At 68.5% G+C, this 25,323-nt stretch carries 24 protein-coding genes; 11 read left to right on the top strand and 13 right to left on the bottom strand.

Annotation, left to right across the window (positions count from 1 at the left end):
- Positions 1 to 32 precede the first annotated feature (32 nt).
- A complete protein-coding gene (locus tag HRC28_RS17860; protein ID WP_272902637.1) occupies positions 33 to 707 on the top strand; it encodes a response regulator transcription factor in 675 nt (224 codons plus the stop codon).
- A 41-nt stretch (positions 708 to 748) separates the two neighbouring features.
- Here the strand turns inward: HRC28_RS17860 and HRC28_RS17855 are convergent, their stop codons facing one another.
- Entirely contained in the window at positions 749 to 1,174 is a 426-nt protein-coding gene (locus HRC28_RS17855) for a pyridoxamine 5'-phosphate oxidase family protein (RefSeq protein ID WP_182376790.1), read from the bottom strand.
- Positions 1,175 to 1,305: 131 nt separating this feature from the next.
- Between HRC28_RS17855 and HRC28_RS17850 the strand changes: the two genes are divergently transcribed.
- Both HRC28_RS17850 and HRC28_RS17845 read left to right on the top strand, forming a co-directional pair.
- Positions 1,306 to 2,913, top strand: coding sequence for a GAF domain-containing protein (locus tag HRC28_RS17850; RefSeq protein WP_182380722.1), 1,608 nt, complete (start codon positions 1,306 to 1,308; stop codon positions 2,911 to 2,913).
- Between the two features lie 85 nt (positions 2,914 to 2,998).
- On the top strand, positions 2,999 to 3,445 hold the full coding sequence (locus tag HRC28_RS17845; protein WP_182376789.1) for a pyridoxamine 5'-phosphate oxidase family protein: 447 nt from the start codon (positions 2,999 to 3,001) through the stop codon (positions 3,443 to 3,445).
- A 6-nt stretch (positions 3,446 to 3,451) separates the two neighbouring features.
- Here HRC28_RS17845 and HRC28_RS17840 read toward each other — a convergent pair whose 3' ends face one another.
- Positions 3,452 to 4,369 (bottom strand): metallophosphoesterase, encoded by a 918-nt coding sequence (locus tag HRC28_RS17840; RefSeq protein ID WP_182376788.1) that lies wholly within the window; start codon positions 4,367 to 4,369, stop codon positions 3,452 to 3,454.
- A gap of 65 nt (positions 4,370 to 4,434) precedes the next feature.
- On the opposite strand from HRC28_RS17840, the gene HRC28_RS17835 reads away from it, so the two are divergent.
- A complete protein-coding gene (locus HRC28_RS17835; RefSeq protein WP_202033102.1) occupies positions 4,435 to 4,788 on the top strand; it encodes a UBP-type zinc finger domain-containing protein in 354 nt (117 codons plus the stop codon).
- Between the two features lie 64 nt (positions 4,789 to 4,852).
- A complete protein-coding gene (locus tag HRC28_RS17830; RefSeq protein WP_182376787.1) occupies positions 4,853 to 5,575 on the top strand; it encodes a lysophospholipid acyltransferase family protein in 723 nt (240 codons plus the stop codon).
- Between the two features lies 1 nt (position 5,576).
- Here the strand turns inward: HRC28_RS17830 and HRC28_RS17825 are convergent, their stop codons facing one another.
- Together HRC28_RS17825 and HRC28_RS17820 are read right to left on the bottom strand one after the other, a co-directional pair.
- Positions 5,577 to 7,097, bottom strand: coding sequence for a carboxyl transferase domain-containing protein (locus HRC28_RS17825; RefSeq protein ID WP_182376786.1), 1,521 nt, complete (start codon positions 7,095 to 7,097; stop codon positions 5,577 to 5,579).
- Positions 7,098 to 7,104: 7 nt separating this feature from the next.
- Entirely contained in the window at positions 7,105 to 8,127 is a 1,023-nt protein-coding gene (locus HRC28_RS17820) for a 5'-3' exonuclease H3TH domain-containing protein (protein WP_237111551.1), read from the bottom strand.
- A 65-nt stretch (positions 8,128 to 8,192) separates the two neighbouring features.
- Here HRC28_RS17820 and HRC28_RS17815 point away from each other — a divergent pair, with 65 nt between their 5' ends.
- Positions 8,193 to 8,606 (top strand): hypothetical protein, encoded by a 414-nt coding sequence (locus HRC28_RS17815; protein ID WP_182376785.1) that lies wholly within the window; start codon positions 8,193 to 8,195, stop codon positions 8,604 to 8,606.
- Here HRC28_RS17815 and HRC28_RS17810 read toward each other — a convergent pair.
- From HRC28_RS17810 to HRC28_RS17795, 4 genes are all read right to left on the bottom strand, one after another.
- Positions 8,603 to 10,738, bottom strand: coding sequence for a fibronectin type III domain-containing protein (locus HRC28_RS17810; RefSeq protein ID WP_182376784.1), 2,136 nt, complete (start codon positions 10,736 to 10,738; stop codon positions 8,603 to 8,605). The genes HRC28_RS17815 and HRC28_RS17810 overlap by 4 nt on opposite strands.
- 84 nt (positions 10,739 to 10,822) lie before the next feature.
- Positions 10,823 to 12,193 carry an FAD-dependent oxidoreductase gene (locus HRC28_RS17805; protein ID WP_182376783.1) on the bottom strand — a complete coding sequence of 457 codons (1,371 nt, stop codon included), beginning with the start codon at positions 12,191 to 12,193 and terminating at the stop codon, positions 10,823 to 10,825.
- Positions 12,190 to 13,410 (bottom strand): saccharopine dehydrogenase C-terminal domain-containing protein, encoded by a 1,221-nt coding sequence (locus HRC28_RS17800; RefSeq protein WP_182376782.1) that lies wholly within the window; start codon positions 13,408 to 13,410, stop codon positions 12,190 to 12,192. The genes HRC28_RS17805 and HRC28_RS17800 overlap by 4 nt, the downstream gene beginning before the upstream one ends.
- A gap of 33 nt (positions 13,411 to 13,443) precedes the next feature.
- The gene (locus HRC28_RS17795) at positions 13,444 to 14,892 is read right to left on the bottom strand and encodes a gamma-aminobutyraldehyde dehydrogenase (RefSeq protein WP_182376781.1); all 1,449 of its coding nucleotides are present in this window, start codon (positions 14,890 to 14,892) and stop codon (positions 13,444 to 13,446) included.
- A gap of 123 nt (positions 14,893 to 15,015) precedes the next feature.
- Here HRC28_RS17795 and HRC28_RS17790 point away from each other — a divergent pair, with 123 nt between their 5' ends.
- Positions 15,016 to 16,407 (top strand): aspartate aminotransferase family protein, encoded by a 1,392-nt coding sequence (locus HRC28_RS17790; protein ID WP_182376780.1) that lies wholly within the window; start codon positions 15,016 to 15,018, stop codon positions 16,405 to 16,407.
- A 111-nt stretch (positions 16,408 to 16,518) separates the two neighbouring features.
- Here the strand turns inward: HRC28_RS17790 and HRC28_RS17785 are convergent, their stop codons facing one another.
- Genes HRC28_RS17785 through HRC28_RS17770 form a run of 4 tightly spaced genes read right to left on the bottom strand, consistent with a single transcriptional unit; the run spans position 16,519 to position 20,435 of the window.
- Positions 16,519 to 17,337, bottom strand: a complete 819-nt coding sequence (locus HRC28_RS17785; protein WP_237111550.1) for an ABC transporter permease — start codon at positions 17,335 to 17,337, stop codon at positions 16,519 to 16,521.
- Entirely contained in the window at positions 17,334 to 18,182 is an 849-nt protein-coding gene (locus HRC28_RS17780; RefSeq protein WP_182376779.1) for an ABC transporter permease, read from the bottom strand. The genes HRC28_RS17785 and HRC28_RS17780 overlap by 4 nt, the downstream gene beginning before the upstream one ends.
- Positions 18,182 to 19,315, bottom strand: a complete 1,134-nt coding sequence (locus HRC28_RS17775; RefSeq protein WP_182376778.1) for an ABC transporter ATP-binding protein — start codon at positions 19,313 to 19,315, stop codon at positions 18,182 to 18,184. The genes HRC28_RS17780 and HRC28_RS17775 overlap by 1 nt, the downstream gene beginning before the upstream one ends.
- Complete coding sequence (locus HRC28_RS17770) at positions 19,299 to 20,435, bottom strand: spermidine/putrescine ABC transporter substrate-binding protein (RefSeq protein WP_182376777.1); 1,137 nt, start codon at positions 20,433 to 20,435, stop codon at positions 19,299 to 19,301. Before HRC28_RS17770 ends, HRC28_RS17775 begins: the two co-directional genes overlap by 17 nt.
- A 176-nt stretch (positions 20,436 to 20,611) precedes the next feature.
- On the opposite strand from HRC28_RS17770, the gene HRC28_RS17765 reads away from it, so the two are divergent.
- Both HRC28_RS17765 and HRC28_RS17760 read left to right on the top strand, forming a co-directional pair.
- Positions 20,612 to 21,076, top strand: coding sequence for an Lrp/AsnC family transcriptional regulator (locus HRC28_RS17765; RefSeq protein ID WP_237111549.1), 465 nt, complete (start codon positions 20,612 to 20,614; stop codon positions 21,074 to 21,076).
- The gene (locus HRC28_RS17760; protein WP_182376775.1) at positions 21,073 to 21,876 is read left to right on the top strand and encodes an isocitrate lyase/phosphoenolpyruvate mutase family protein; all 804 of its coding nucleotides are present in this window, start codon (positions 21,073 to 21,075) and stop codon (positions 21,874 to 21,876) included. Before HRC28_RS17765 ends, HRC28_RS17760 begins: the two co-directional genes overlap by 4 nt.
- Here HRC28_RS17760 and HRC28_RS17755 read toward each other — a convergent pair.
- Positions 21,869 to 22,318 carry an HNH endonuclease gene (locus HRC28_RS17755; protein ID WP_237111548.1) on the bottom strand — a complete coding sequence of 150 codons (450 nt, stop codon included), beginning with the start codon at positions 22,316 to 22,318 and terminating at the stop codon, positions 21,869 to 21,871. The two genes, HRC28_RS17760 and HRC28_RS17755, sit on opposite strands and share 8 nt — an antisense overlap.
- A gap of 240 nt (positions 22,319 to 22,558) precedes the next feature.
- On the opposite strand from HRC28_RS17755, the gene HRC28_RS17750 reads away from it, so the two are divergent.
- Together HRC28_RS17750 and HRC28_RS17745 are read left to right on the top strand one after the other, a co-directional pair.
- Positions 22,559 to 24,361 carry an acyl-CoA dehydrogenase gene (locus HRC28_RS17750; protein ID WP_182376774.1) on the top strand — a complete coding sequence of 601 codons (1,803 nt, stop codon included), beginning with the start codon at positions 22,559 to 22,561 and terminating at the stop codon, positions 24,359 to 24,361.
- Positions 24,361 to 25,281 (top strand): hypothetical protein, encoded by a 921-nt coding sequence (locus HRC28_RS17745; RefSeq protein ID WP_182376773.1) that lies wholly within the window; start codon positions 24,361 to 24,363, stop codon positions 25,279 to 25,281. The genes HRC28_RS17750 and HRC28_RS17745 overlap by 1 nt, the downstream gene beginning before the upstream one ends.
- Positions 25,282 to 25,323 lie beyond the last annotated feature (42 nt).

Raw genomic sequence — 25,323 nt, 5'->3', positions numbered from 1 at the left:
CCAACCCACTGAATCGGGGCTACCTTGGAAGCGTGAGTGATGAGACAAGCCCTTCGGTCCCGCAGCAGATCCGGGTCTACCTCCTCGACGACCACGAGATGATCCGGCGCGGGATCCGCGACCTCCTGCAGAGCGAGGGGGACATCGTCGTGGTGGGGGAGTCCGATTCAGCGGTCGAAGCAACCAGCCGGATCCCGGCGCTGCGTCCGGACGTGGCCATCCTGGATGCCCGGCTCCCGGACGGCTCCGGCATTGACGTGTGCCGCGACGTGCGGTCCGTGGATCCGTCGATCGCGGCACTCATCCTGACGTCGTACGACGACGATGACGCGCTGTTCTCCGCGATCATGGCGGGCGCCGCGGGGTACGTCCTGAAGCAGGTGCGGGGCAACGACCTGCTCGACATGGTGCGCCGGGTCGCGGCCGGCCAGTCGACCCTCGATCCGATGGTGACGGCGCAGGTCCTGGAACGGATTCGCTCGGGGCCGCCGGTCAACAAGGAACTTGATTCGCTGACGGATCAGGAGAGCCGAATTCTCGACCTGATCGGCGAAGGCCTGACCAACCGGCAGATTGCCCGCGAGTTGAGTCTGGCCGAGAAGACGGTCAAGAACTACGTCTCGTCGCTGCTCGCGAAGCTGGGCATGTCCAGCAGGACGCAGGCGGCGATCTACGCCGTCAGGAACACGTCCGGGACTCCCGACTGACGACCGACGATTGACGATTGACGACTGGCCAGGGTTGCCGGTCAGTGCCTGGACGGCGGTTCCACACGCCGCCCAGACACCGACCGGACGTCGATGCGCATCCCGAGGATGCGGGGTCCGGTGACCCACGGCGCCTTGCCTTCCGACAGGCGTTCCTCACGCTCGCAGCGTCCCCGAAGCAGGACGCTCCAGCCGCCGTGGACAGTTTCGTCCAGGTCGTCGACCTCGAACGCGACCTCGCGGTTAGGGCAGTCGCGGGCCAAGAGGGAGTACGGCGTGGTGCGGAGCAGGATCTGCCCGTCCACGACGGCGTAGTTCACCGGCACCACGGACACGCCGTCGACCCCGGACCACGCCACCCTGCCGACGGGTCGGCTCCGGACCAGGTCCCAGCACTCCGCGTCGCTGAGGACGACGAGTCGTCCGGGCTGTACGTCGGTTTCCGGGGAGATCAGTTCCTGGGACATGGAACGATTCTCGGCCGCGAAGCCATCCGCCGGGCAGGGTCCGGGTGCCTGTTGCTTCGGGTCTTTCGGCCCCCTGCTGGTCGGCGCGCTGCTAGCGTGCGGAACGAAGCAGCAGGGATGGAGCGGTGACGATGGACCTGACCGGCGAAGACCGCGGAGAAGTCCCCGAACGGACCGATCTCGAGGCGGTCGACTTCGAGGACCTGGTTCGAGCCGTGCTCGACCGCATGCACGACGCACTGGACCAACAGGCCCGACTCCAGTTGTTGCTGGACGCGGTCGTCACCATCTCGGCTGACCTCAGTCTCGATGGCGTGCTGTCGCGGATCGTGGCGATCGCGAGCCGACTGGCCGGTGCACAGTACGCCGCTCTCGGGGTTCTCAGCGCCGGCAACCAGCGTCGTCTGCGCACGTTCATCCACCACGGTATTTCCGACGAACTCGCCGTCCAGATCGGCGAACTGCCGACGGGACACGGGCTGCTGGGGTCGATCATCGACCGACCCGAACCGCTGCGCCTCCACGACATCGCCGAGCACCCGGCGTCGTACGGCTTTCCCCCGAACCACCCGCCGATGAGCTCGTTCCTCGGGGTGCCGGTCCGGATCCGGGACCGGATCTTCGGGAACCTCTACCTGACGGAGAAGATCGGTGACGGTGACTTCACCACCGAGGACGAGGAGATCGTGATCGCCCTCGCGGCGGCGGCCGGTGTTGCGATCGAGAACGCCCGTCTGTACGAGGAGACCACCACCCGCGAGGTCTGGGCGAGGGCCACCGCCGAGGTGGCCGCCCTGCTCTCGGACCCGGCCTGCCGGGATCCGCTCGAGATCGTCGTGAACCGGGCCCGCGAGATCTCGGGTGCGGACTCTGCCTGGGTGGTCGACGACGCGCTCGAGGTCGTCGCTGGCGAGCCGGGGTCGCCGGATCTCGGTCCGGTGCTCGAGGTGCCGTTGAACTCCTCGTCGCGAGCGAAGGGGTCCCTGTTCCTCGGGTGGTCCTGGCAGCAGGAGGACCGCTACCACGCGCTCGACCAGCAGTTGGTCACGTCGTACGCCGAACAGACCTCGTTGTCGCTCCAGCTCGCGGAGGCCCGGGAGGACCGGCGTCTGCTCGCGGTCTTCGAGGACCGCGACCGGATCGGTCGTGACCTCCACGACCTGGTCATCCAGCGACTGTTCGCTGTCGGGTTGGGGCTGCAGGGGGCGACCCGACTCGTGGACCGGCCGGAGGTCGCGGCCCGCCTCGACCAGGCCGTCGATGATCTCGACGCCACGATCAAGGACATCCGTCGGGCGATCTTCGGACTCAGTTCCCTCGACACGGCGGGTGACGTGCAGGCCGAGGTCACACGTCTGGTCGACCGGGCTGCGTCGACGCTGAGTTTCCGGCCCTCGCTCCGGTTCGAGGGGCCGGTCCGGACCCTGGTCACGGCCGACCTCGCCCCTGACCTGCTGGCCGTTCTCGCCGAGGGGTTGTCCAACGCCACTCGACATGCGGAGGCGAACGCCATCGAGGTGGTCGTCGACGTGAGCGGGCACGACGTGGTGCTCACGGTGCGCGATGACGGCCGCGGCATCTCGGGCACCGGCTCGGAGAGCGGGCTGGCCAACATCCGGGTCCGGGCCGAGCAGCGCGGGGGGACACTGGCCGTCGATTCGGCGCCCGGCCAGGGCACCGCGCTCACCTGGACAGTGCCGCGTCGTCGAGAAGGCGACGGTCCAACTCCTCCGTCTTGACGTGGACCTGGCGAGGGAGGTGAGGCCTTGCGCCGAGGGACTTTCGGCCCTGTCGCCGGGGCCCCTCCGCGCAGAGGATGGCCCCATGCCTGCAATGACGGATCTGACGACAGACGAGTGCGAGGACCTGTTGCGGTCCGGGGTCTTCGGGCGCCTGGTCATGTTGGCCGGACCTCGCGAGGTCGAGGTCTTTCCGGTCAATTACGTCACGGTCGACGACGCCGTTCTCGCGCGCACCGCGGCGGGCACGATGCTCGATCGGTACGCCGACGGCGCGGTGTTGTTGTTCGAGGTCGACGACGTCGACTACGAGCGGGGCCACGGCTGGTCCGTGGTTGCTCGTGGATACGGCGAGCGGGTGTCCGGCGTGGAACGGACCGAGACAGAGCGCCACGTCCCGGGGCCACCCCGCTGGCTGCGACGCGAGGACGACGTGTGGATCCGACTGCGGTGGGACGAGTTGTCGGGTCGCCAACTCGGCACGGGCTGGGATCGCGCGGCCGAGATGCCCGTGCGCCGGGCGTGGCGCTGACCCTCGTCAGTCGCCGGTGGGCCGGTTCAGCAGGGAGTCCTTGCGCGACACCATGTCGAAGCGCTCCGCGGGCGTCATCGCGTTGAACGGCGCCAGCATCTCCAGACCGTGACCGGTGACCTCCGGGCCGTCCATGGCCGGAACGACGGAGTGCACGATGCGGTCCTCGTAGAGGTGGAGCATCGTGAAGGCCTGGCTCGCGTCGACGCCGGAGAGCAGGCGCTGGTTCGGCAAGACCTCGGAGGTGTAGCACGTCGCCGAGGCCACCGAGACCGGCACGCCCGCGAACGTCGAGAACGACGTGAAGTGGAAGTGGCCGCCGAGGATCCCGCGCACGTCCGTCCCGGCCACCACGGCAGCAAGCCGCTCCTGGTCGTGCAACTCGATCAGCTCGGCCAGGCGCAACATCGGCACCGGGATCGGTGCGTGGTGCATCGCGAGCAGCGTGCCGTGCGGGGCCGGTTCGGTGAGGACGTCGGTCAGCCAAGCGAGTTGGTCGTCGGAGAGTTCGCCGTGGTGCCAGCCCGGGACGCTGGTGTCGAGGGCGACGATGCGCAGGCCGTTGATGTCGTGGACGCGGTCCTGCGGCGCGTCGCTCTCCGCACCGAAGAGCTCGCGCGAGTAGACCTCCCGTTCGTCGTGATTGCCCATCACCCACACGACTTCGGCGCCGAGTGCCTCGGCCGCCGGCTCCACGATCTCGCGCAACTTCGTGTACGCCGCCGGCTCGGCTTTGTCCGCCAGGTCGCCCGTGAACACGAGCGCCTGCGGCGGCATCGGCAACCGGGCCAGCCGCTCGAGCGCGCGTTCCAGGTGCGCGGCGGTGTCCACGACGCCGTACTGCAGCGAGCTGGCGAGCAGGTGCGGATCGCTGAGGTGCGCGACGACATGGATCGGATCGGGGTACTGGCCGAGAGGCTCCACGGCACGAGCGTAGGCGCTGGACCGAAGGGGTGGTGTCGACGCGCGTGCCCGGTTAGCGTCGCGCTGTGACCAGCGACCAGAACCCGGCCATCGACGTCGACGCAGCGCCCAGCGGGACCGGCTGCCAGGAGTGTTCCGAGTTGAGTGGCTGGTGGGTGCACCTGCGTCGGTGTGCCGCCTGTGGCCACGTGGGTTGCTGCGACTCGTCGCCCGGGCAGCACGCGACCGCGCACTTCAAGCAGACCGGTCATCAACTGGTCCAGACGTTCGAACCGGGCGAGAACTGGTTCTGGGACTACGTGGCCGAGGACTACTACGACGGCCCGCCGCTCGCGGAACCGACGGCGCACCCCGAGGACCAGCCCGCGCCGGGCCCGCGGGGCGCCGTACCGCTGAACTGGCGCGACCTCATCCACTGAGCCTTTCGCCGGTCATCCGGCGAGCCACTGGCCGGATCGGGGCGCTCGCGCCAAGATGGCACTCGTGCCGACGACGAACGAAGAAGCCCACCGGATCGCGCGCGAGAAGGGTGTGAGCGGACCGCTCTACCTGATCGTGAAGTACACCGCGGCGCTGATCCTGCGGATCGTGTGCGGCTTCACCGCGACGGGCAAGGAGAACGTCCCCAAGAAGGGGCCGGTCGTCATCGTGCCCAACCACAAGAGCTTCTGGGACCCGTTCTTCGTGGCCATCGTGCTGCGTCGGCCGGTGCACTTCATGGGCAAGGCCGAGCACTTCGAGGGACCCCTGGCGGGCATCTTCCTGCGCCTGGGTGCCTTCCCGGTGCGCCGGGGCTCGTCCGACGAGGAGGCCCTCGAGACGGCGCGGGCGATCCTGGCCCGCGGCGACGCGCTCGCCCTCTTCCCCGAGGGCACCCGGGTTCGTGAAGAGGGCCTCGGTGCGCCGAAGCGTGGCGCCGCCCGACTGGCAATCGAGGCCGGTGCGCCGCTGATCCCGACCACCATCACCGGCACGGAGAAGCGCCGCTGGCCGCTGCCGCGCAAGGTGCGGATGGTCTTCGGGACGCCCGTCTCGGTCGAGGGCCTGAAGGCAACACCCGAGGACGCGGCAGCCGTGATCGGTGAGGCCTGGCCGCAGGTCGCCGACGAGTACACCCGCTGGCAGAACCGGCCGGGCACCATCGCGGCCGGCGCGGCGGCGCTGGGCCTGGGTGCCTGGCTCATCAAGAAGAAGCTCGACAAGTAGCTCAGCCGCGCGGGGCGGCCCGCTGCAAGGTCGCGACGATGACGGCGCGGGTCTCCGCGGGGTCGATCACGTCGTCGATCTCGAACATCCGCGCGGCGTTCAGTGCCTTCGCGTGGTCGCGGAGCTGGGCGGTGTGCTCGGCCACGGCGGCCTCGCGCTCCTGCTCGGGCATCGCGGCCAGCTCCTTCGCCAGCGCCAGCCGTACGGCGCCCTCCAGCCCCATCGCGCCGAGGTGCGCGCCCGGCCAGGCCACGGTGAGCAGCGGGCGGTGGGTGCTGCCGCCGAGCATGGCCTGCGCGCCGAGGCCGTAGCCGCGGCGCAGGACCACGCCGATCAGGGGCACGGTCAGCAGGGCACCTGCCGTCACCATCCGCGAGGCGTGCCGGACCAGGCCGGTGCGTTCGGCCTCGGGACCGACCATGAAGCCCGGGGTGTCGACCAGGGAGACCACCGGCAGTTCCCAGCGCTGGCACAGCTCCAGGAAGTCGGCAGCCTTCGCCGATGCGTCTGCGGTCAGGGCGCCGGCCAGGTGCGTGGACTGGTTGGCGACGAAGCCGGCGGGGATGCCACCGATGCGGCCGATCGCCGTCACCAGTTCGGGCGCCCAGCCCTCGCGCAGCCAGGTGAGCGTGTCCGTGTCGGCAAGGGTTTCGATGACCGGGCGGACGTCGAAACCCTCACGGTCGTTCTCCGGCAGCAGCGTGCGCAGGACGTCCTGGTCGTCGGCGCCCCCGTCGCCCGCCGCGTCGGTGGTGGGACCACGCAGGCAGGAGAGCAGTCGTCGTACGACGTCGACGGCCTCGGCCTCGTCGTCGACGACCACGTCCAGCACGCCGTTGGCAGCCTGCTCGTCGGCGGGTCCGATCTCCTCGGCGGCGAACTGGCCCAGGCCGCCCCCGGCGATCATTGCGGGCCCGGCCATGCCGAGGTTCGCGTCGGGGGTGGCGATCCGCAGGTCGGCGCATCCGGCCAGCACCGCATTGCCGGCGAAGCATCGGCCGGAGACGACCGCGATCCGCGGAACCACGCCCTGGAGTTCACCCCACAGCGCGAACGACCCGACGTCGAGTGCGGACACGAGAGGCAGGTCGGTGTCGCCGGGACGACCGCCGCCGCCCTCGGTGAAGAAGACTGTCGGTAGTCCCATCCGGCCGATCAGCTCGATCAGCCGGTCCGACTTCCGGTGCCCGCGCATGCCCTGGGTGCCGGCCATCACCAGGTAGTCGTAGGACAGGACCGCGCAGGGGTGGCCGTCGATCGTTGCCGTGCCGCCGATGATCCCGTCTGCGGGCGCTTCGACGACCAGTTCCGCGAGCGATCGGCGGGACTCCTGTGCGGGGGTGACGAAGCGGCCGTACTCGACGAAGGATCCAGCGTCGACCAGATCGGCGATGTTCTCCCTGGCCGTACGACGACCGCGGCCGTGCCAGCGGTCGACCTTCTCGCTCCGGGCGGCATCGGTGGTGAGGAAGCGCCGGGCGAGCACCTCTGTCAGTCCCTGCGCGGGCGCGTCCTCGGTCATCAGTTCATCATCTCCCGATCGAGGCAGGGTCGCCGGTCAGCACCCGCAACGCGAGTGCGGTCGTCGCCTCCATGTTGAGGTGACCGACCACGCGCTCGACCCGTTCGATGTCGAGCGGCAACAGGCCGGGTGTACCCGGGATGTCCGGGGTGAGGCCGAGGTCCAGGTCGGTGCGCCCGGACATGATCCGGACGTTGAACTCGAAGCGCTCGCGCGCACCGTCGGCCGTGAGGCGCTTGAGCAGACTCGCGCCGATCCGGCGGGCGCCCGTCTCCTCGGCCCAACTGTCGAACGCCGCCAGCAGCGCATCGCCGTTGTTGTGCTCGATGTCGGCCCACGCCGCCTGCATGGAGCCCATGTGGGACAGCAGCGCGGACGCCGACTTCTCGCCGATGCCGGTGACGCCGGGGAGGTTGTCACTGGCATCACCCCGCAACGCGGCGTACTCGAGATAGTTCTCCGCCGCGACGCCGTACATGATCCTGAGCCGGCTGGGCGTGAGCAGGGGCGAACCGTTGATGCCGCCGTCGATGAGCCGCAGGATCGAGGTGTGGTCGCTGATGTGGGCGAACGCGTCCCGGTCGGACGTGATGATGACGCAGTTCCAGTCGTTCTCCTCGGCCCAGGTGGCGGCCGAAGCGTTGACGTCATCGGCCTCGAGGCCCGGGGGAGTGAGCGTCGCCAGGCCGAGCGCGTCGAGGAGCGACCCGGCGCGGTCGAGCTGGTCGACGAGCTGGTCGTCCTTCTCCGCGCGCCCGGCCTTGTAGTCGGGGTAGAAGTCGCGGCGCAGCGAGGCGGCACGGTCGTCGAGACCGAAGATCACGGCGTCCGGAGCGAACGAGTCGATGGACTCGATGATCTGCCGCAGCATCCCGTGCAGCGCCCACGCAGGTCGGCCCGATCGGTCGGCGAGCCGGGTGTGTGCCCGCGCGTGGTGGTTGCGGTGCAGCAGCGACGGTGCGTCCACAGCGAGCAGCAACTTGCGCTGGCGCGGAGGCGAGGAGGACGTGGTCATGGTGATCGTCGTCATGCTATCGAGGGACCTAGTCCGTTCGCGCCATTCCCGGTGCCGTACGACGGTGCCATGCTCGGGACATGACAGAGGTGCAGAAGCCTCCCGAGACGCTGCCCATGAAGATCGTGGTGAACATCCTGCTCGCCGTGGTCATGATCTTCCCGCTGGTGCTGGTGGGAAGCGGACTGTGGCTGCTCGGGCAGCGACAGTTCGGGGAGAAGGTCGAGGCCGAGGTCCTCCACTGCGACATCGACATCGGCTACAAGGCCTCCAAGCAGTACTGCACCGCCCGCTGGACCCAGGACGGCGTGGTGCACACCGGTCCCATCCAGGGCTCCGGCGACAACGAGGTCGGCGACACGGTCACGGCGACCATTCGCGGCGACGAGCTCTACAGCCGCTCGCTCGGTCTACCCCTGATCCTGCTGGGGCTCGGGCTGCCGTTCTGCGTGCTTCCGTACTCCTTCGTACGACGGAAGCTGCGCCGTACCTAAGGTGCCTCGACGGTGACATCGACCGTCGCGGTCGGCGCACTGGCGGACGACAGCGAGACCGTGGCGAGCCCAGCCGCCACCCCGTTGATCGTCACCGACTGGGGGACGTTCCAGTTCCCCGGTGTGAAGGTCAACGTGCTGGGCCCGACGGTGGCGGTGTCCGTGTCGCTGGAGCCGACGTTGACCGTGACGTTGCTGGTCGGCTGGAAGGCGAGGGACACGTCGACGATCTGGCTGCCACTCTCCGTCATGGTCACCGTGTCGTCGGTCAGGACGAGCGCCTGGGTGTCGTCGTCGTTCACGGTGACGGTGACCTGCTTCGTCTGGGTGCCGTAGGTGAGTGTGATGATCGCCGGCTCGTTGGTCAGGTTCGCGTCCGCGACACCGTTGATGGTCACGCTGGCTGACGACTGCCCTGCCTGAATGGTGACCGTTGACGTCGTGGGAACCGCCACGTCGGAGTCCGACGTCGACACCTGGATCACGGTGTCGTTCTGGACCACCGGGTCGAGGGTCACCTGGAAGGAACCGCCGGCCCCACCTTCGGTCACCTGGATCGCCGAATGCGACGTGCTCAGGACGTACTGGGGCCGTGTGGTGACCTCGTCGAACACCCACGTGCCCGAGCCGTTGGCGCCGTTCGCCACGACTCGGTACTTGTAGGTGGTCCCGTAGTCGGCGGTCTCGTCGACATAGGTCGTGTCGGCGGTGGGAGCGAACACCGTCCAGGTGGTGTCTTCAGGTGTTGCGGCCACATCGGTGGTCCGCGAGACCGTGTAGTCGTCGGGGGTGGCACCGGCGGGGGTGTCCCAGCCGAGGGTCACGCTCGCGGCGGTGTCATCGCTGGTGTCCACGGCGTCGAGGCTCTGGACCCCACCGGGAATCGGACCGATGGTCGCCGAGTACGGACTGCAGTCGATCTCGTCCGGACCGTTGCAGGCCTTCACCCGGAAGTTGTGGTCGAGTGCTGCTGCGTCGACGGTTGTCTCGAGGGTGGATCCGTCCCCAGTCGTGAACGTGTCCCGGTCCTCTGGATCGGTCCAGTACTCCACGACGTATCGGGTGAGGTCGATGCCGCCATCGGACTCCGGCGCATCCCAGGCGAGGACGTTGCCCTCATCCAGGCGCCAGTTCAGGGTGAGGTTCAGGGGTGGGGTCGGTGCGCCGATCGGTGTTGTCGCTGTCGTCTCTGTCGCAGGTCCGAACGGCAGGTTCGTGATGTTCGTTCCCGCCGTGACGCGGAACTTGTAGGCCGTCCCGTTGGTCAGGCTGGTGGCGGTGTACGACGTGCTGCTGGTGTTCGGCCCTGCCGAAGTCCAGTTCGTGCCACCGTCGGTGCTCTTCTCGACCTTGTACGTCGACGCAGCCGGGACACCCGTATTGGCGAGGTCGCTGCCGGGTGCCGTCCAGGTCAATGTCACTTGCCCGTTGCCGGCCACTGCGTTCAGCCCAGTAACGGCGTTGGGGGTGGTGTGAGCACGGTAGGGGCCAGCGCCGGTCCCGACGCTGTAACCCGCGGCATTGTGGGCGCGGATGCGGAAGTAGTACTGATCGCCTCCGATGAGGCCGGTGAACAGCGGCGCGGCGGTGTCGATACCCGGACGCCACTTCTTCGGCGTGGTCCACACAGCGCCGTCGGTGGAGATCTCGACGAGGTAGAAGTCGATGGGTGCGCCACCGTTGCTGGTCGGCGCATCCCAGCCCGTACTGAAACTCAGGAGGCGCGTGGTCGCAGCGGGGTTGCGCGGCGACAAGGGGACAGTGCGTGGCGTCGCGGCCACCGTCGTGCTGGCCGTGCCGTACCCGCGCCGGTTGTGGGCGAGGACGCGGAAGTAGTACTTCTTGCCGTTGGTCAGACCCGTGTTCGTCCACGACCGCGCGGAGCCGGTCGTGAACTTCACCGTCACCCACGATGCCGTCGTACTGGCCCGTCGCTGGACGGCGTACCGGTCGATGGCCGCGCCGCCGTTCGAGGCGGGTACGACCCAACTGACCTTGACCGCCTGATTGCCAGGCGTTGCCTTCACCGCCCGCGGTGCGGACGGTCGGGTGGCCGCCTCCGCCGCCGTGGCGTCGACCGCCAGGGTGAGGAACAGGATTGCCGCCACCAGGCGCGCCAGGAATCGCATCATCACGAGGCCCCCTTCTGGTCGGGACGTTAGTCCCGGTGGGGGTCATCTGGAGGCGGAACGGTGGAAGTTCCCGCGGTCGCCGCGTCAGGAATCGAAGCCCAGGCCCCAGCGGTCCAGGGTGCGCAGCCACAGGTTGCGCCGTCCGGTCACGTCGGCGCGGGCCGACGCCCACCGGGTGAGCTGGATTCCGATCCACGCGAAGGGCTCCGGCGGGAAGGGCACCGGCTTCTCGCGCACCATGGCGAGCCGGGTGCGCTCGGTGGGACGACCGTCGAGCAGGTCGAGCATCACGTCGGCGGCGAACCGGGAGGCGCCCACTCCCAGGCCAGTGAAGCCGGTCGCGTAGGCCACGCGGCCCTGGTGGGCCAGGCCGAAGAAGGCACAGAACCGCGAGCAGGTGTCGATCACGCCTCCCCAGCGGTGGGAGAAGCCCAGTCCCTCGAGTTGGGGGAAGGTCGTGAAGAAGTGCTCGGCCAGCAACCGGTGTGTTTCCGGGCGCTGTTCGTGGCTGGCGTCGATGCCCTTGCCGAAGTGGTAGACGGCGTCGTAACCGCCCCACAGGATCCGGTTGTCCTCGGTGAGCCGGTAGTAGTGGAAGAGGTTGCCGCTGTCGGCCACGCCGAAGCGATCAGTCCAGCCGAGCGATTCGAGTTGCTCCGGCGACAACGGCTCGGTCGCGAGCACGTGATCGTAGACCGGCACGACCCGCTGGCCGAGGCGCCGCAACAGCGAGGTGAAGACGTTGGTCGCCAGGGCCACCTGCCGGGCCCGGATCGTGCCGTGGGGGGTGCGGACCTCAACCAGTTCACCGCGGCGACGCATCCGGGTGACCGCCGTGTTCTCGGCGATCCGGACGCCCAGGGTCTCGGCGGCATCGGCCAGGCCCCAGGCCAGCCGGGCCGGATCGACCATCGCGCAGCCCTCGGCATCGAGCCGCCCGGCGAGGTACGTGGGGGAGTCGAGCAGCGTGCGTACGGCGTCCGCGTCGAGGAACCCGTCGACGTCGGGCTCGAGCAGGTCCACTTCGTGCGGTCGGGTGGCGACCTCGAGCTGCCCGGACCGGCGGAAGTCACAGTCGATTCCGTGGCGTCGTACGGTCTCCTCGATCTGGTCGAGGTTCTCCTGGCCGAGGCGTTCCAGTTCGTCGTACTCGTCGGGCCAGCGGTCCCTCCCGTTGGCCTCGCCATGGGTCAGGCTGGCCTCGCAGAACCCGCCGTTGCGACCGGTCGCGTGTTCGGCGATCCGGTCGCGTTCGACCAGGAGCACCGACCGGTCCGGGTCGCGCTCCTTGGCCCGCAACGCCGTCCAGAGCCCGGTGAAGCCGCCGCCGATGACGAGGAGGTCGACGACCTGGTCGCCCACGGAGGGCCGGGCAGCCGGGCGGAGGGGAGTGTCGAGCCACAGCGGACGCGGAGCCGCCGCGTCGGCCCGTGCGTGCGCGGGATGCGTGGTCATTGCTCCCGCTGGCCCCACGGCGAACCGTAGGCGGTGAGCAGGTCAAGGAAGGGCACGGCGTCGAACGCCTCTGGCCCCAGCACGCCAGCGCCCTGCCACACGCCGGTGGCCAGCAGCTCGAGCGCGATCACCGGGTTGATCGCGGTCTGCCAGACCACGCACTGGTGGCCGTATTCCGCCATGGTCTGCTCGTTGTCGACCACGTGGAAGAGGTACGTCGACCGCGGGCTGCCGTCCTTGCCCGTACCCGTCACCCACAGGCCGGCGCAGGTCTTGCCCGTCATTCGTGGCCCGACCGTCGCCGGGTCGGGCAGCACGGCGGCCACGACGTCGCGGGGGCTGACCTCACAGAACCCACCGCTGGCCTTCACCTTCACCTTCTCGGTGCGGTCGAGGCCGAGCGTGTGCAGCACCTTGAGGATGGTGATGAACTCCTCGCCGAGTCCGTACTTGAAGGTGGCCCGTTTGCAGTCGATCCAGCGCGGCATGAGGAGCACCTCCTCGTGCTCGACGTTGACGCATTCGACCGGCCCGATGCCCTCGGGGAAGTCGAAGATCTCCGGTTCGCTGAACGGCGCAGTGGTGTGCCAGGCACCGCCCTGCCAGATCACCGGCGGGTTGAGGCATTCCTCGATCGTGGTCCACATCGAGAAGGACGGCGCGAAGATCTCGTTGCCGGCCTCGTCGGTGACCACGAGGTTGGCGCCGTCGCGGGTGCCGAGCTCGTCGATCTCGGAGAACAGGTGGTCGGCGGCGTACCGCGCGAAGACGTCCGACAGGCCGGGCTCGACGCCCATCCCGACCAGGGCCAGCCGGCCGGCGGTCTCCCAGTCGGCGGCCACGGCGAACTGTTCGTCGCCGAGCTTCACCCCCGTCTTCTCGTACGGCGTCTCGGGGTGGGGCTTCGACAATGACATTGCCATGTCGAGGTAGTCGGCACCGGCCGCGAACGCCCCGTTGAAGATGGCCATGTTGAACACCGGGTCGACGGCGTTCATCACGTGCGTGATGGCGTGGGCTCTGCAGAGCGCGGTGACGGACTCCGCCGAGGAGGCGTCGACCTGCGCGGTGACGTACCGCTCGTCGGTGGCTGCGGCCTTCTCTGCGCGAGCGAGGTCGTAGTCGGCGACGACGATGGCCTCGAAGAAGTCGCGGCGGGCGGCGATGGCCGCGAAGGCACCGCCGACGCCGCCGGCTCCGACCAGCAGGATCCTCATGGTTTCGAGGCTCCTCGCTGCGCTCGTCGCACCTCAACCACCGGCGGGGCCGATGTAGGACATGACGTGCTTGATCCGCGTGTAGTCCTCCAGGCCGTACATCGACAGGTCCTTGCCGTAGCCGGAGTGCTTGAACCCGCCGTGCGGCATCTCAGAGACGAACGGGATGTGGGTGTTGATCCAGACCACGCCGAAGTCGAGCTTGCGTGACATCCGCAGGGCGCGGCCGTGGTCCTTGGTCCAGACGCTGGAGGACAGGCCGTACTGGACGCCGTTGGCGAAGCGGAGCGCCTCGGCCTCGTCGCCGAACCGCTGGACGGTGATCACCGGGCCGAAGATCTCGTGCTGGACCGCTTCGTCGTCCTGGCGCAGGCCCGAGACGACAGTGGGTTCGTAGAAGTAGCCACCTTCGCCGCCGGTCACCAAGGCGCGTGCCCCGCCCGCGTTGATCGAGGCGTGGTCGGGGAGGCGGTCGACCATGCCGCTGACCCGGGCGAGCTGGTCGGGGTTGTTCAGGGCGCCGTAGAGGACGTCGGCGTCGTCGGGCATTCCGGTGCGGGTGTTGCGCGCCTGCTCGGCGAGGGCGGCGACGAACTCATCGTGGATGCCGTCGGCGACGAGCACGCGGGTGGCCGCGGTGCAGTCCTGGCCGGCGTTGAAGTAGCCGGCGGTCGCGATCGACTCCACCGCAGCGGCGATGTCCGCGTCGTCGAAGACGACAACCGGGGCTTTGCCGCCGAGCTCGAGGTGGACCCGCTTGAGGTCGGTCGCTGCAGAGGCGGCCACCTCGGAGCCCGCCCGCACGGAGCCGGTGATCGCGACCAGTTGCGGGGTCGGGTGCTCGATCAGTGCGCGTCCGGTGTCGCGGTTGCCGCACACGACGTTGAGGGTGCCGGGCGGCAGGAACTCGCTCGCCAGTTCGGCGAGCAGCACGGTGCTCGCCGGGGTGGTGTCACTGGGCTTGAGGACCACCGTGTTGCCGGCGGCGAGCGCGGGGGCGATCTTCCAGATCGCCATCATCAGGGGGTAGTTCCACGGTGTCACCTGGGCGACGACGCCGATCGGTTCACGGCGGACCCACGACGTGTGGTCCTTGAGGTACTCGCCCGCGCTGCGGCCCTCGAGCACGCGCGCGGCACCGGCGAAGAAGCGCAGTTCGTCGACGCTGGGCGGCAACTCCTCCTCGGCCGTCAGCCCGAGCGGCTTGCCGGTGTTCTCGCACTCCACGCGGACGAACTCGTCCGCCCGGTCCTCCAGTGCCTGCGCGATGCGGAGCAACGCCTCCTGGCGCTCGCGCGGGGTCGTGTCGCCCCAGACCTCGAAGGCGGCATCGGCCGCGCGCATCGCCCGGTCGACGTCCTCGGCCTCGCTTGCGGGCGCGCTCGCGTACGCCGCCCCCGTGGCGGGGTTCACGACCTCGTAGGTGGCGCCCGAGGCCGCGTCGACGAGTTCGCCGTTGATCAGGTTCCGCAGGGTGCTCATGGCCGCGAGCCTAGCCAGCATCTCCGCCGCGGGGAAGCGCTCAAGCAACGAAATCCGTTGCGATTGAGTGAACTGGCGACGGATTCACTTGCCCGCTGCGGCCGAACGAGTCAAGATGGGCGGGTGGCCCACGACTCCGAACAGCACGCAGCCCTCCAGAAGTCCGCCCGCGACCACCTCTGGATGCACTTCACCCGCATGTCGTCGTACGACACGGCGGAGGTGCCCGTGATCGTGCGGGGCGATGGCGCCTACATCTGGGACGCCCACGGGCGGAAGTACCTCGACGCCCTCGGCGGGTTGTTCGTCAGCCAGCTCGGGCACGGGCGCACGGACCTGGCCGAGGTCGCGGCGAAGCAGGCCTCGGAGCTCGCGTTCTTCCCGCTGTGGTCCTACGCGCACCCCACCGCCATCGAGCTGGCCGCGAAGGTCGCCAGTTACGCGCCCGGCGACCTCAACCGGGTCTTCTTCACCTCGGGTGGTGGCGAGGCCGTCGAGTCCGCCTGGAAGCTCGCCAAGAACTACTTCAAGCTCGTCGGCAAGCCGATGAAGCACAAGGTGATCTCGCGGACCATCGCCTACCACGGCACCACCCACGGTGCCCTCTCGATCACCGGGCTGCCCGGCCTCAAGCAGCAGTTCGAACCGCTGGTCCCGTCGACCTTCCGGGTGCCGAACACCAACTTCTACCGCGCGCCCGAGCGCTTCCAGGCCGACGGTGGCGACCCGGAGGCGTTCGGCCGCTGGGCCGCGGACCAGATCGCCGTACAGATCGAGAACGAAGGCCCCGACTCGGTGGCCGCGGTCTTCCTCGAGCCGGTGCAGAACGCTGGCGGCTGCTTCCCGCCGCCTCCCGGCTACTTCCAGCGGGTCCGCGAGATCTGCGACCAGTACGACGTCCTGCTGGTCTCCGACGAAGTGATCTGCGCATTCGGGCGGCTCGGCCACATGTTCGGCGCCGAGCGCTACGGCTACCAGCCCGACATCATCACCTGCGCGAAGGGCATCACGTCCGGCTACGCACCGCTCGGCGCGATGATCGCCAGCGACCGGCTGTACGAGCCGTTCGCGCACGGCGCGGAGATGTTCGCCCACGGCTACACCTTCGGGGGCCACCCCGTCTCGACCGCGGTGGCGTTGAAGAACCTCGAGATCTTCGAGACCGAAGGCATCAACGAAGGTGTCCGTGCCCGCGAGGGTGACTTCCGCGCCACCCTGGAGAAGTTGCTCGACCTCCCCATCGTCGGCGACGTCCGCGGCGACGGCTTCTTCTACGGCATCGAGCTCGTGAAGGACAAGGCCACCAAGGAGACCTTCAACGAGGACGAGTCCGAGCGCCTGCTCCGCGGCTACCTCTCCAAGGCGTTGTACGACGCCGGCCTCTACTGCCGCGCCGACGACCGCGGCGACCCCGTCATCCAGCTCTCCCCGCCGTTGATCTGCGGCCAGGAGCACTTCGACGAGATCGAGCAGAAGCTCCGCGGCGTGCTGAGCGGAGCGCTCGAACTCCTGTAGGGGACGGGGTGCCGGGAGTCCCGTGGGGCGACTCCCGGCACCACCCCACCCCGTGGTTGATCAGCCCGGTGGTTGAGGTGCGAGCGCAGCGAGCCTCGAAACCTCCGGCGGCTACGCCACGGGCTTGGGCTTGCGGGTGGCGAGCATGTTGCCGAGAACCAGGAACATCGAGATCAGGAACATCGCGGTGCCGACGACGTTGACCTGCATCGGAATACCGCGCTGCGAGACGCCCCAGACGAACATCGGGAACGTGACCGTCTGGCCGGCGTTGAGGTTGGTGATGATGAAGTCGTCGAAGGACAGCGAGAAGCTCAGCAGCGCCGCTGCCGCGATGCCGGGGAACACGAGCGGGAAGGTGATCCGCCAGAAGGTGGTCGCCTCGTTGGCGTAGAGGTCCATCGCCGCTTGTTCGAGGTTTTCGTCCAGCCCGGCCAGGCGTGCCTTGACGGTCACGATGACGAAGGACAGGCAGAACATCACGTGGGCGATGAAGATCGTCCAGAACCCGAGTCGACCGCCGAAGCCCGCTGAGACGAACAGGGCGAGCAGCGAGGACCCCATCACGATCTCGGGGGAGGCCATCGGCAGGAAGATGATCGTGTTGATGGCCGAGCGCCCGGCGAAGCTGTGCCGGACGAGCGCGAAGGCCGCGAGCGTCCCGAGGATGGTGGCGACGACGGTGGCGAGCAGCCCGATCTCGACGCTGCGCACGACCGCGGCGCACATGCCATCGGGCTTGCAGGGATTGGCCCAGTTGTCGAGCGTGAAGCTCTGGAACGCATAGACGTTGCGGGACTTGCTGTTGTCGTTGAAGCTCATCAGCATCACGACGGCGATGGGGACGAACATGTAGACGAGGACGAGCGCCCCGGCCGCCATCACCAGGTGGTCGCCGATCCATCGTCCGGCTCGTTGCAGTCCGGTCACAGCAGGTCCTCCGTCCCGGCCTTGCGGATGTAGACCATGACCATCACCACGATGATGGCCATCAGGATCACCGAGAGTGCACCGGCTGCCGCGTAGTCGCCGGTGCTGGTGAACAGGTCCTGGATGACGTTGCCGACCATCCGCTGGTTCGGGCTGCCGAGCAGCCTCGCGTTGATGTAGTCGCCGGCTGCGGGGATGAAGGTGAGCAGGGTCCCGGCGACCACGCCCGGCATCGACAGCGGCAGGGTCACCTTGAGGAAGCCGCGGGTCGGGGAGGCGTAGAGGTCGCCGGCCGCCTCGATCAGCCGGCCGTCGATCTTCTCCAGGCTGGCATAGAGGGGGAGCACCATGAAGGGCAGGAAGTTGTAGACCAGCCCGGCGATCACGGCGACGGGCGTGGCCAGCAACCGGCCGTCCTCACCCATCAGGTGCACCGTCTGCAGTGCGTCCACCACGAACCCGTCGTCGGCCAGGATCAGCTTCCACGACAGGGTGCGGACCAGGAAGCTGGTGAAGAACGGTGCGATCACCAGGACCAGCAACAAGGTGCGCCACCGGCCGGCCTTGAAGGCGATCGCATACGCGAGGACGTAGCCGAGCACCAGGCAGATCACGGTCGCGACGCCGGCGTACCAGAGCGAGCGCCACAGGGGCTGCCAGAACTCCCCGAGCGCGTCGGTGAAGTTCGCGAAGCGGTACGTGACGTCGTACCCGGTCAGGACGGAGCCCTCGGGGTCGTAGAGGCTGGTCGCGAGGAGCGAGAGGAACGGGATGACGAAGAAGAGCCCGAGCCAGACGACGGCCGGCAGCATCAGCCAGTAGCCGGTGAACCGCCCCCTTCGCATCAGGACTCCTCCACCGCGCCGGCGTTGACGTCCTGGCTCGCGGGCAGCAGGAAGGAGAACTCCGGGCGCCACGACACGTCGACCTTCGTGCCCCGCGCGATGATGCCGCGGGCGCCGGTGTTCTGCTCGAAGGACATCAACTCCTGGCCCCATGGCATCCGGACGAGGTACTGGGTGCTGACCCCCACGAAGCTGACGTCGGTGACCACCCCGCCCTGCATGTGGTTGCCGGGTGCGTCGATTGGTTCGCCCTCGGGGGCGATGAGGACCTTCTCCGGCCGGATGCCGACCCAGCCCGCACCGCTCTGCACGTGGGCCCGCCCCGCGGGGATCGAGACCTGGGTGCCCTGCATGTCGACCTTCACCACGTCGCTGCCGGCGTTGCTCACGGTGCCGGCGATCAGGTTGGACTGGCCGAGGAAGTTGGCGACGAAGGTGGTGCGCGGGTTCTCGTAGAGCTCGGCCGGCGAGCCCATCTGCTCGATCTCGCCGCTGTTCATGACCGCGATCGTGTCGGCCATGGTCATTGCTTCTTCCTGGTCGTGCGTGACGTGCACGAAGGTGAGGCCGACCTCGGTCTGGATCCGCTTGATCTCGATCTGCATCCCTCGTCGCAGTTTGAGGTCCAGGGCACCGAGGGGTTCGTCGAGGAGCAGTACCTCGGGTCGGTTGATCAACGCCCGGGCCAGGGCCACCCGCTGCTGTTGGCCGCCCGAAAGCATTGGCGGCTTCTTGCGGGCCTGGCCCTCGAGTTCGACGAGTTCCAGCATGGCCTTGACCTGTTCGTCGACGTCCTTGGCCTTGCGCCGGCGCAGGCCGAAGGCGACGTTCTCGTGGATGTCGAGGTGCGGGAACAGGGCGTAGTTCTGGAAGACGGTGTTGACCGGGCGCCGGTACGGCTTCTCGTAGGTGATCTCGTCGTCGCCGAGGTGGATGGTGCCCGAGGTCGGTACGTCGAGGCCGGCCACCATGCGCAGGGTGGTGGTCTTCCCGCATCCCGACGGGCCGAGCAGGGCGAAGAACTTCCCTGCGGGGATCTCCAGGTCGAGAGCCTTCACCGCGGTGAAGGTGCTGAACTCCTTGGTGAGCGCGGTGAGCCGGAGGCTCCGCGAGCTGTCAGCCGCCAATGACATCAGCGAAATCTCCTTCGTAGGCGCGGATCTGGAACTCCTCGAGGGCCATGAACGAGTGGGTGGTGGCCAGCGACTCGGCGGTCGGGAAGATCAGCGGGTTGTCGACGAGGCTCGGGTCGACCTTCTCCATGGCTTCCTGGGCGCCCTTGACCGGGCAGATGTACCAGACGTACGCCGCGAGCTTCGCCGCCACTTCGGGCTCGTAGTAGTAGTTGATCCACTTCTCGGCGTTGCCCTTGTGGGCGGCGAGGTTCGGCACCAGCATGTTGTCGGCCCAGATCATCTGGCCTTCTTCGGGCGTGACGAACACGAGGTTCTCGTCCTCGGCCGCGGCGACGTCGCCGGACCACGCCTCGCAGGCCACGACATTGCCGGCGGCGAGGTCCTGGATGTACTCGTTGCCGGTGAAGGCCCGGATCTGCCCGTCCCCGCGCGCCTTGCGCAGCCGCTCGAGGGCCGTGTCCCAGTCGCCGTCGGTGAACTTCGCGGGGTCGGCGCCCTCGCTGAGCATGATCAGGCCCATGGTGTCGCGCATCTCGGTCAGCAGGGAGACGCGGCCCTTGAGGTCCGGGCGGCTGAGCAGCTCGGAGAAGGAGCGGACCTCCTTGACCTTCGACTTGTTGTAAGCGATGCCGGTGAGCCCGCTCTGCCAGGGCGCGGAGTAGGTGCGGTCGGGGTCCCAGCCGACTCCGGCGAGGGAGTCGATCAGGTTGGCGTGCAGGTTCGGGACCTTCGCCTTGTCGAGGGGCTGGATCCACCCGACCTGGATCATCCGGGCGGCCATCCAGTCGGTGAGCATGAACAGGTCACGCTTGGAGGACTGGCAGGAGCCGAGCTGGTTGACGACCTTGGCGAAGAACTCGAGGTTGTCGTTGACGTCGGCGGTGTAGCTGACCTCGATGCCCATCGCCTTCTGGAAGTCGGTGAGCGTCGAGGTGTACTCACCGTCGTCCTCGTCGAGGTAGCCCGGCCAGTTCGACACGACCAGGCGCTTGTCGGACTCCGACAGGTCGCGCGTCGTGCACTGCGAGGGGTCCTGCTTGCGGTCTGGGGTTCCGAACAGGGGGAGTGCTGCCAGGCCGCCCGCGCCGAGGAGCAGCCCGGAGCCGCCGCGCAGCATGGTCCTGCGACTCAGTTGGGGAGAGACCAACGGATGCCACCTCCGAATCAAGATGTGCGCATCGTGACACGACCGGCCACCCGTGACAAGTGATTCCGTGGTCAGTTGACATGATCGCAACGGAATCCGTACATGCGTGTTGCGTGGGGTGCCTGAACCCTGTGAGGATCGTGCCCGTGAACAAATCCCGCCCGGTCGTGCTGGACGACGTCTCGAAGGCGATCATCGCCGAGCTCCAGGAGGACGGCCGCCGTTCCTATGCCTCCATCGGCAAGGCCGTCGGGCTCTCGGAGGCCGCGGTGCGCCAACGTGTGCAGCGCCTCGTCGACGGTGGCGTCGTCCAGGTCGTGGCGGTCACGGATCCCACCGAGATGGGTTTCGCCCGCCAGGCGATGATCGGCATCAAGGCGACCGGCCAGCTCGAACCGATCGCCGACGCGCTCGCGGCGATCGACGAGATCGACTACGTCGTGATCACCGCCGGGTCCTACGACCTGCTGGTCGAGGTCGTCTGCGAGAGCGACGACCACCTGCTGGAGATCGTGTCCGGGCGCATCCGCACCATCAAGGGCGTGGTGTCGACGGAGACCCACGTCTACCTGAAGCTGCGCAAACAGACCTATGCCTGGGGAGTCCGATGACCACGTACGACGAACGCACCGCCGCGTTCCACGAGCTGCACCTCTCGGGCTGTTTCGTGATGCCGAATCCCTGGGACATCGGCAGCGCCCGGGTCCTCGAGCAGCTGGGTTTTCCGGCGCTGGCCACCACCAGTGCGGGCGCGGCCTGGACGCTCGGTCTCGCGGACAACGAACTCTCGCTCGAGCAGGCGCTCGACCACCTTCGCGCGATTGCCGGTGCGGTCAAGATCCCCGTGAACGCGGACTTCCAGGGCGGTTTCGCGGTCGAGCCCGAGGGCGTCGCAGCGAACGTGAAGCTGGCGGCAGCGACCGGGATCGCCGGCCTCTCGATCGAGGACTCCTCGCAGGACGACGCCGAACCCCTGTTCGCCTTCGACCTCTCCGTCGAGCGGATTCGCGCCGCACGCCAGGCGATCGACCAGTCGGGGACCGGCGTCGTCCTCACTGCTCGGTCCGAGGGTTTCGTGGCCGGACGCCCTGACATCGACGAGACCATCCGTCGATTGATCGCGTACGCCGACGCCGGAGCCGACTGCCTCTACGCGCCTCGGATCGAGCTGGTCGAGGACATCAAGGCCGTCGTCGCGGCGGTGGCTCCGAAGCCGGTGAACCTGCTGATCAACGCGCCGTTCCTGACCGTTGCCGAGGCGGCGGACCTGGGCATCCGCCGGATCAGCGTCGGCGGCACGCTCGCCAAGACGGCGTGGAGTGGTTTCCTCCACGCCGCCCGGGAGCTTGCCGACGCAGGAACGGTCTCGACGTTCCACGACCTGCCGAACGTCGACGCGTTGCTCAGCTGAGGGTCGCGAGCTGCGCCCGGGTCGGGACGTACGGCTCCCACAGGAGTCGCATCCCGGCCTCGCGCGGCGTCCGGTTGCCCTTCTTGCCGTTGCACGGACCGCAGGCCGCGACGCAGTTCGTCCACGCCCACCTGCCGCCGCGCGATGCCGGCAACACGTGGTCAACGGTGGTCGCGCGGCCGGAGCAGTAGGCGCAGCGGTGGCCGTCGCGCACGAGGACGCCGCGACGGGTCCAGGGAGCCGGTCGGTACATCCACTTCGTGGCGACGTACCGCACCAGACGGATGACGCGAGGCCACGGGTGCGGGCCGATGGTCTTGTCGTCGTGGCCCTCTTCGACGGTCGCGACCTCGCGGAAGAGCATCCGGACGGCGTGGTTGAACGACACCTTGCCGAGGGGCTCGTAGGAGGCGTTCAGCAGGGTCACTGTTGTCGCTGACACCGCTGGCACCTCCTCTCTGGTTCGTTTCTACGCCTCTTTCGTATCGAGCGTTCATCAATTGGGTGACGACGGGGAGTCGATTCCCGGCCTGCTGGACCACGATCAGGTGTCCAACCGTCGTACACAGGGGCCTCGATGGCCTAACGATTTACTGGGGCGTGGTCGTCCGGAGTTGGGTGGGTGAGAGTGACCCAGGGGTCACTTTCACCCACCCAACTCCGATTCAGGCAGGCTGGGGTCGTGCACCCGGACCTGTTGCTCTCGCGCCGTGATCTCGACTTCCTGCTCCACGAGTGGCTCGAGGTCACTGACCTCGTGACGCGTGAGCGCTTCGCCGAGCACAGTCGCGACACGTTCGACGCCGTGGTGGACCTGGCGTCGTCGCTGGCTGGTGAGTACTTCGCGCCCCACAATGCGACGAGCGACGAGCAGGAGCCGCAGTTCGACGGCGAGACGGTGACGATCATCCCGGAGGTCGCGACCGCGCTGCGGGCGTACGCCGACGCCGGGTTGATCTCTGCGGCGATGGACGCCGAGGTGGGTGGCGTGCAGGTCCCGTACGTCATCCAGCAGGCGTGCTTTGCCTGGTTCGCGGCCGCCAACACGGCGACTGCCGGCTACGCGATGTTGACGATGGCCAACGCCAACCTGCTGGTAGCCCACGCCTCGCCCGATCAGGTGCAGCGGTTCGTGCCGCCGATGCTGGACGGTCGCTGGTTCGGGACGATGTGCTTGTCCGAGCCGCAGGCCGGCTCGTCGCTGGGTGACGTCGCGACGCGCGCCGTGCGCCAGCCCGACGGCACCTTCCGGATCTTCGGCAACAAGATGTGGATCTCCGGCGGCGACCACGAGATGGGCGACAACATCGTCCACCTCGTGCTGGCTCGGATCGAGGGTTCCGCTCCCGGGGTGAAGGGGCTCTCGCTCTTCGCGACCCCGAAGTTCGTGGTCGGCGAGGACGGTCGTCGCGGCGAGCGGAATGACGTCACGCTGGCAGGCATCAACCACAAGATGGGCTACCGCGGCACTGTCAACACGGTCCTCAACTTCGGCGAAGGCACGCACCTTCCGGCGGGCTCTCCAGGCGCGGTCGGCGAGCTGATCGGCGAGGAGGGCCGCGGCCTGGCCGTGATGTTCCACATGATGAACGAGGCGCGGATCGGTGTCGGCGCGGGCGCCGTGGCGCTCGGCTACACCGGCTACCGCCGTGCGCTCGACTACGCCCGTGGGCGCGTCCAGGGCCGGCCGCTGGGTGGCAAGGACCCGGCCGCGACACCGGTCGCGATCATCGAGCACGCCGATGTACGACGCATGCTGCTCGCCTCGAAGTCGTACGTCGAAGGCGGCCTCGCCCTCACGTTGAAGGCTGCGTTGCTGCTGGACGACCAGCGCACCCACCCGGACGAGGAGGCCCGGTTGCGTGCGGGCGCACTGCTCGACGTACTCACTCCGATCGTGAAGAGCTGGCCGTCGCAGTGGTGCCTGGCGGCGAACGATCTGGCGATCCAGGTGCACGGCGGGTACGGCTACACGCGTGAGTACGGCGTCGAGCAGCTCTATCGCGACAACCGGCTCAACCCGATCCACGAGGGCACGCACGGCATCCAGGCCCAGGACCTGATCGGCCGCAAGTTCGTGCTGGACGGCGGCCGCGGCCTGCTCGTGCTGCGCGAGGCCATCGACGACACGATCGGACGCGCAGGTGACGCGCGCGATGCGACGTTGAAGGAGTACGCGTTCCGGCTGTCCGGGGCGGTGGAGTCGCTGGTGCAGGCGGTCGGTTCGGCGTGGGAGACCGGTGACCCCCGGGTTGCCCTGGCCAACGCGACGACGGGGCTGGAGGCTGCGGGCCACGTGGTGGTCGCCTGGATCTGGCTCGAGCAACTGTTGGCCGCGCAGGGCAAGACGGGGGAGTTCTACGACGGCAAGCGTGCCGCTGGCCGGTACTTCCTCACCCACGAGCTCCCGAAGGTCGGGCCGATGCTCGACCTGTTGGCGGGCGGGGACCAGTTGTTCAACGAGGTCGAGGGCGACTGGCTCTGATGGGACACGACTGCGCGATCGCCGCGCTGGCCGGCGGTCTCGATGACTTGACCCGGCTCGGTGTCACGACCACTGGCCGCACCACCACGGGCGACGAGGCGTTGTCGGAGGAGCAGCCGCACGTCGCCGTACACGATGGGCAGTTGCTGTTCGCGTGTGCGGACCCGCGCCTGGTCGAGTCGGTGGAGGCGGTCGCTGCGGAGCTCGGCGCGCGGATGGCAGGCGTCGTGCTCGGGAGTACGTCGGACTTCTACCTGCTGCACCTGCGTGAGGGTGACCGCGTGCGGGAGCGGCTGGTGCACGAGGGCGAGACGGTGGAGTCGTCGGGGGAGCCGTGGGCCGAGGAGGCCTTGTTCGATGCTGAGCAGTTCGCGGAGGACGGGATGCTCGCCGTGTTCCGTGGGGTGAGTGGCGTGGGGCTCGACGAAGCATGGATGAATCTGGAGTTTTACCAGTTGCAGTGGGCGTTCCCGGGTGACGCGTCAGACGAGGAGCCGGTCGATCCGGATGAGGAGTCAGCCGATCCGGATGACTCCCGGTACGTCCCGATCACGCCCATCGCTCGGTCTCTGAAGTTGGCTCAGGTTGCGCTGATTGTCGGTATCGCCTTCGAGGTCCTGTTCGGCGTGCTGGTCCTGACCACGGATGCGGACTTCGGCCCGCCCGTCGTGCATTTCCTCTTCGTCGTCCTCGCTGCACTGGCCCTGTTCCGCGGCCAGATGTCGATCGGCGCGATGCTGTGGACGGCCGCAGAAGCCGCGGTCCTGCTGGTGGCGGTGGTGGTGACGGCGATCCGCACGGATGACAACGTGGCGCTCCTCGGTGCCTTCGCGGTCTACCTCGTTGTCCTGATCGGCATCCTGGGGCTGCACAGCCTGCGACTCCGTTCGTTCGAACGGGCCTTCAACCTCGGTGGTTGAGGTGCGAGCGAAGCGACCTTTCCGGTGGTTGAGGTGCGAGCG

It is taken from the genome of Nocardioides sp. WS12, assembly GCF_014108865.1.
In the GTDB taxonomy this organism is placed as follows: Bacteria; Actinomycetota; Actinomycetes; order Propionibacteriales; family Nocardioidaceae; genus Nocardioides.
The sequence above is the reverse complement of the archived record's forward strand: the minus strand, read 5'-3'. Positions and strand labels throughout refer to the sequence as shown.

Excerpts from the sequence above, each read along its gene's own strand:
- HRC28_RS17805 (WP_182376783.1), bottom strand. The coding sequence starts at position 12,193 with ATGACCACGCATCCCGCGCACGCACGGGCCGACGCGGCGGCTCCGCGT.
- HRC28_RS17855 (WP_182376790.1), bottom strand. The coding sequence starts at position 1,174 with ATGTCCCAGGAACTGATCTCCCCGGAAACCGACGTACAGCCCGGACGA.
- HRC28_RS17775 (WP_182376778.1), bottom strand. The coding sequence starts at position 19,315 with ATGTCATTGGCGGCTGACAGCTCGCGGAGCCTCCGGCTCACCGCGCTC.
- HRC28_RS17760 (WP_182376775.1), top strand. The coding sequence starts at position 21,073 with ATGACCACGTACGACGAACGCACCGCCGCGTTCCACGAGCTGCACCTC.
- HRC28_RS17780 (WP_182376779.1), bottom strand. The coding sequence starts at position 18,182 with ATGCGAAGGGGGCGGTTCACCGGCTACTGGCTGATGCTGCCGGCCGTC.
- HRC28_RS17825 (WP_182376786.1), bottom strand. The coding sequence starts at position 7,097 with ATGACCGAGGACGCGCCCGCGCAGGGACTGACAGAGGTGCTCGCCCGG.
- HRC28_RS17850 (WP_182380722.1), top strand. The coding sequence starts at position 1,306 with ATGGACCTGACCGGCGAAGACCGCGGAGAAGTCCCCGAACGGACCGAT.
- HRC28_RS17820 (WP_237111551.1), bottom strand. The coding sequence starts at position 8,127 with ATGACGACGATCACCATGACCACGTCCTCCTCGCCTCCGCGCCAGCGC.
- HRC28_RS17795 (WP_182376781.1), bottom strand. The coding sequence starts at position 14,892 with ATGAGCACCCTGCGGAACCTGATCAACGGCGAACTCGTCGACGCGGCC.
- HRC28_RS17810 (WP_182376784.1), bottom strand. The coding sequence starts at position 10,738 with ATGATGCGATTCCTGGCGCGCCTGGTGGCGGCAATCCTGTTCCTCACC.
- HRC28_RS17815 (WP_182376785.1), top strand. The coding sequence starts at position 8,193 with ATGACAGAGGTGCAGAAGCCTCCCGAGACGCTGCCCATGAAGATCGTG.
- HRC28_RS17800 (WP_182376782.1), bottom strand. The coding sequence starts at position 13,410 with ATGAGGATCCTGCTGGTCGGAGCCGGCGGCGTCGGCGGTGCCTTCGCG.
- HRC28_RS17745 (WP_182376773.1), top strand. The coding sequence starts at position 24,361 with ATGGGACACGACTGCGCGATCGCCGCGCTGGCCGGCGGTCTCGATGAC.
- HRC28_RS17845 (WP_182376789.1), top strand. The coding sequence starts at position 2,999 with ATGCCTGCAATGACGGATCTGACGACAGACGAGTGCGAGGACCTGTTG.
- HRC28_RS17770 (WP_182376777.1), bottom strand. The coding sequence starts at position 20,435 with ATGCTGCGCGGCGGCTCCGGGCTGCTCCTCGGCGCGGGCGGCCTGGCA.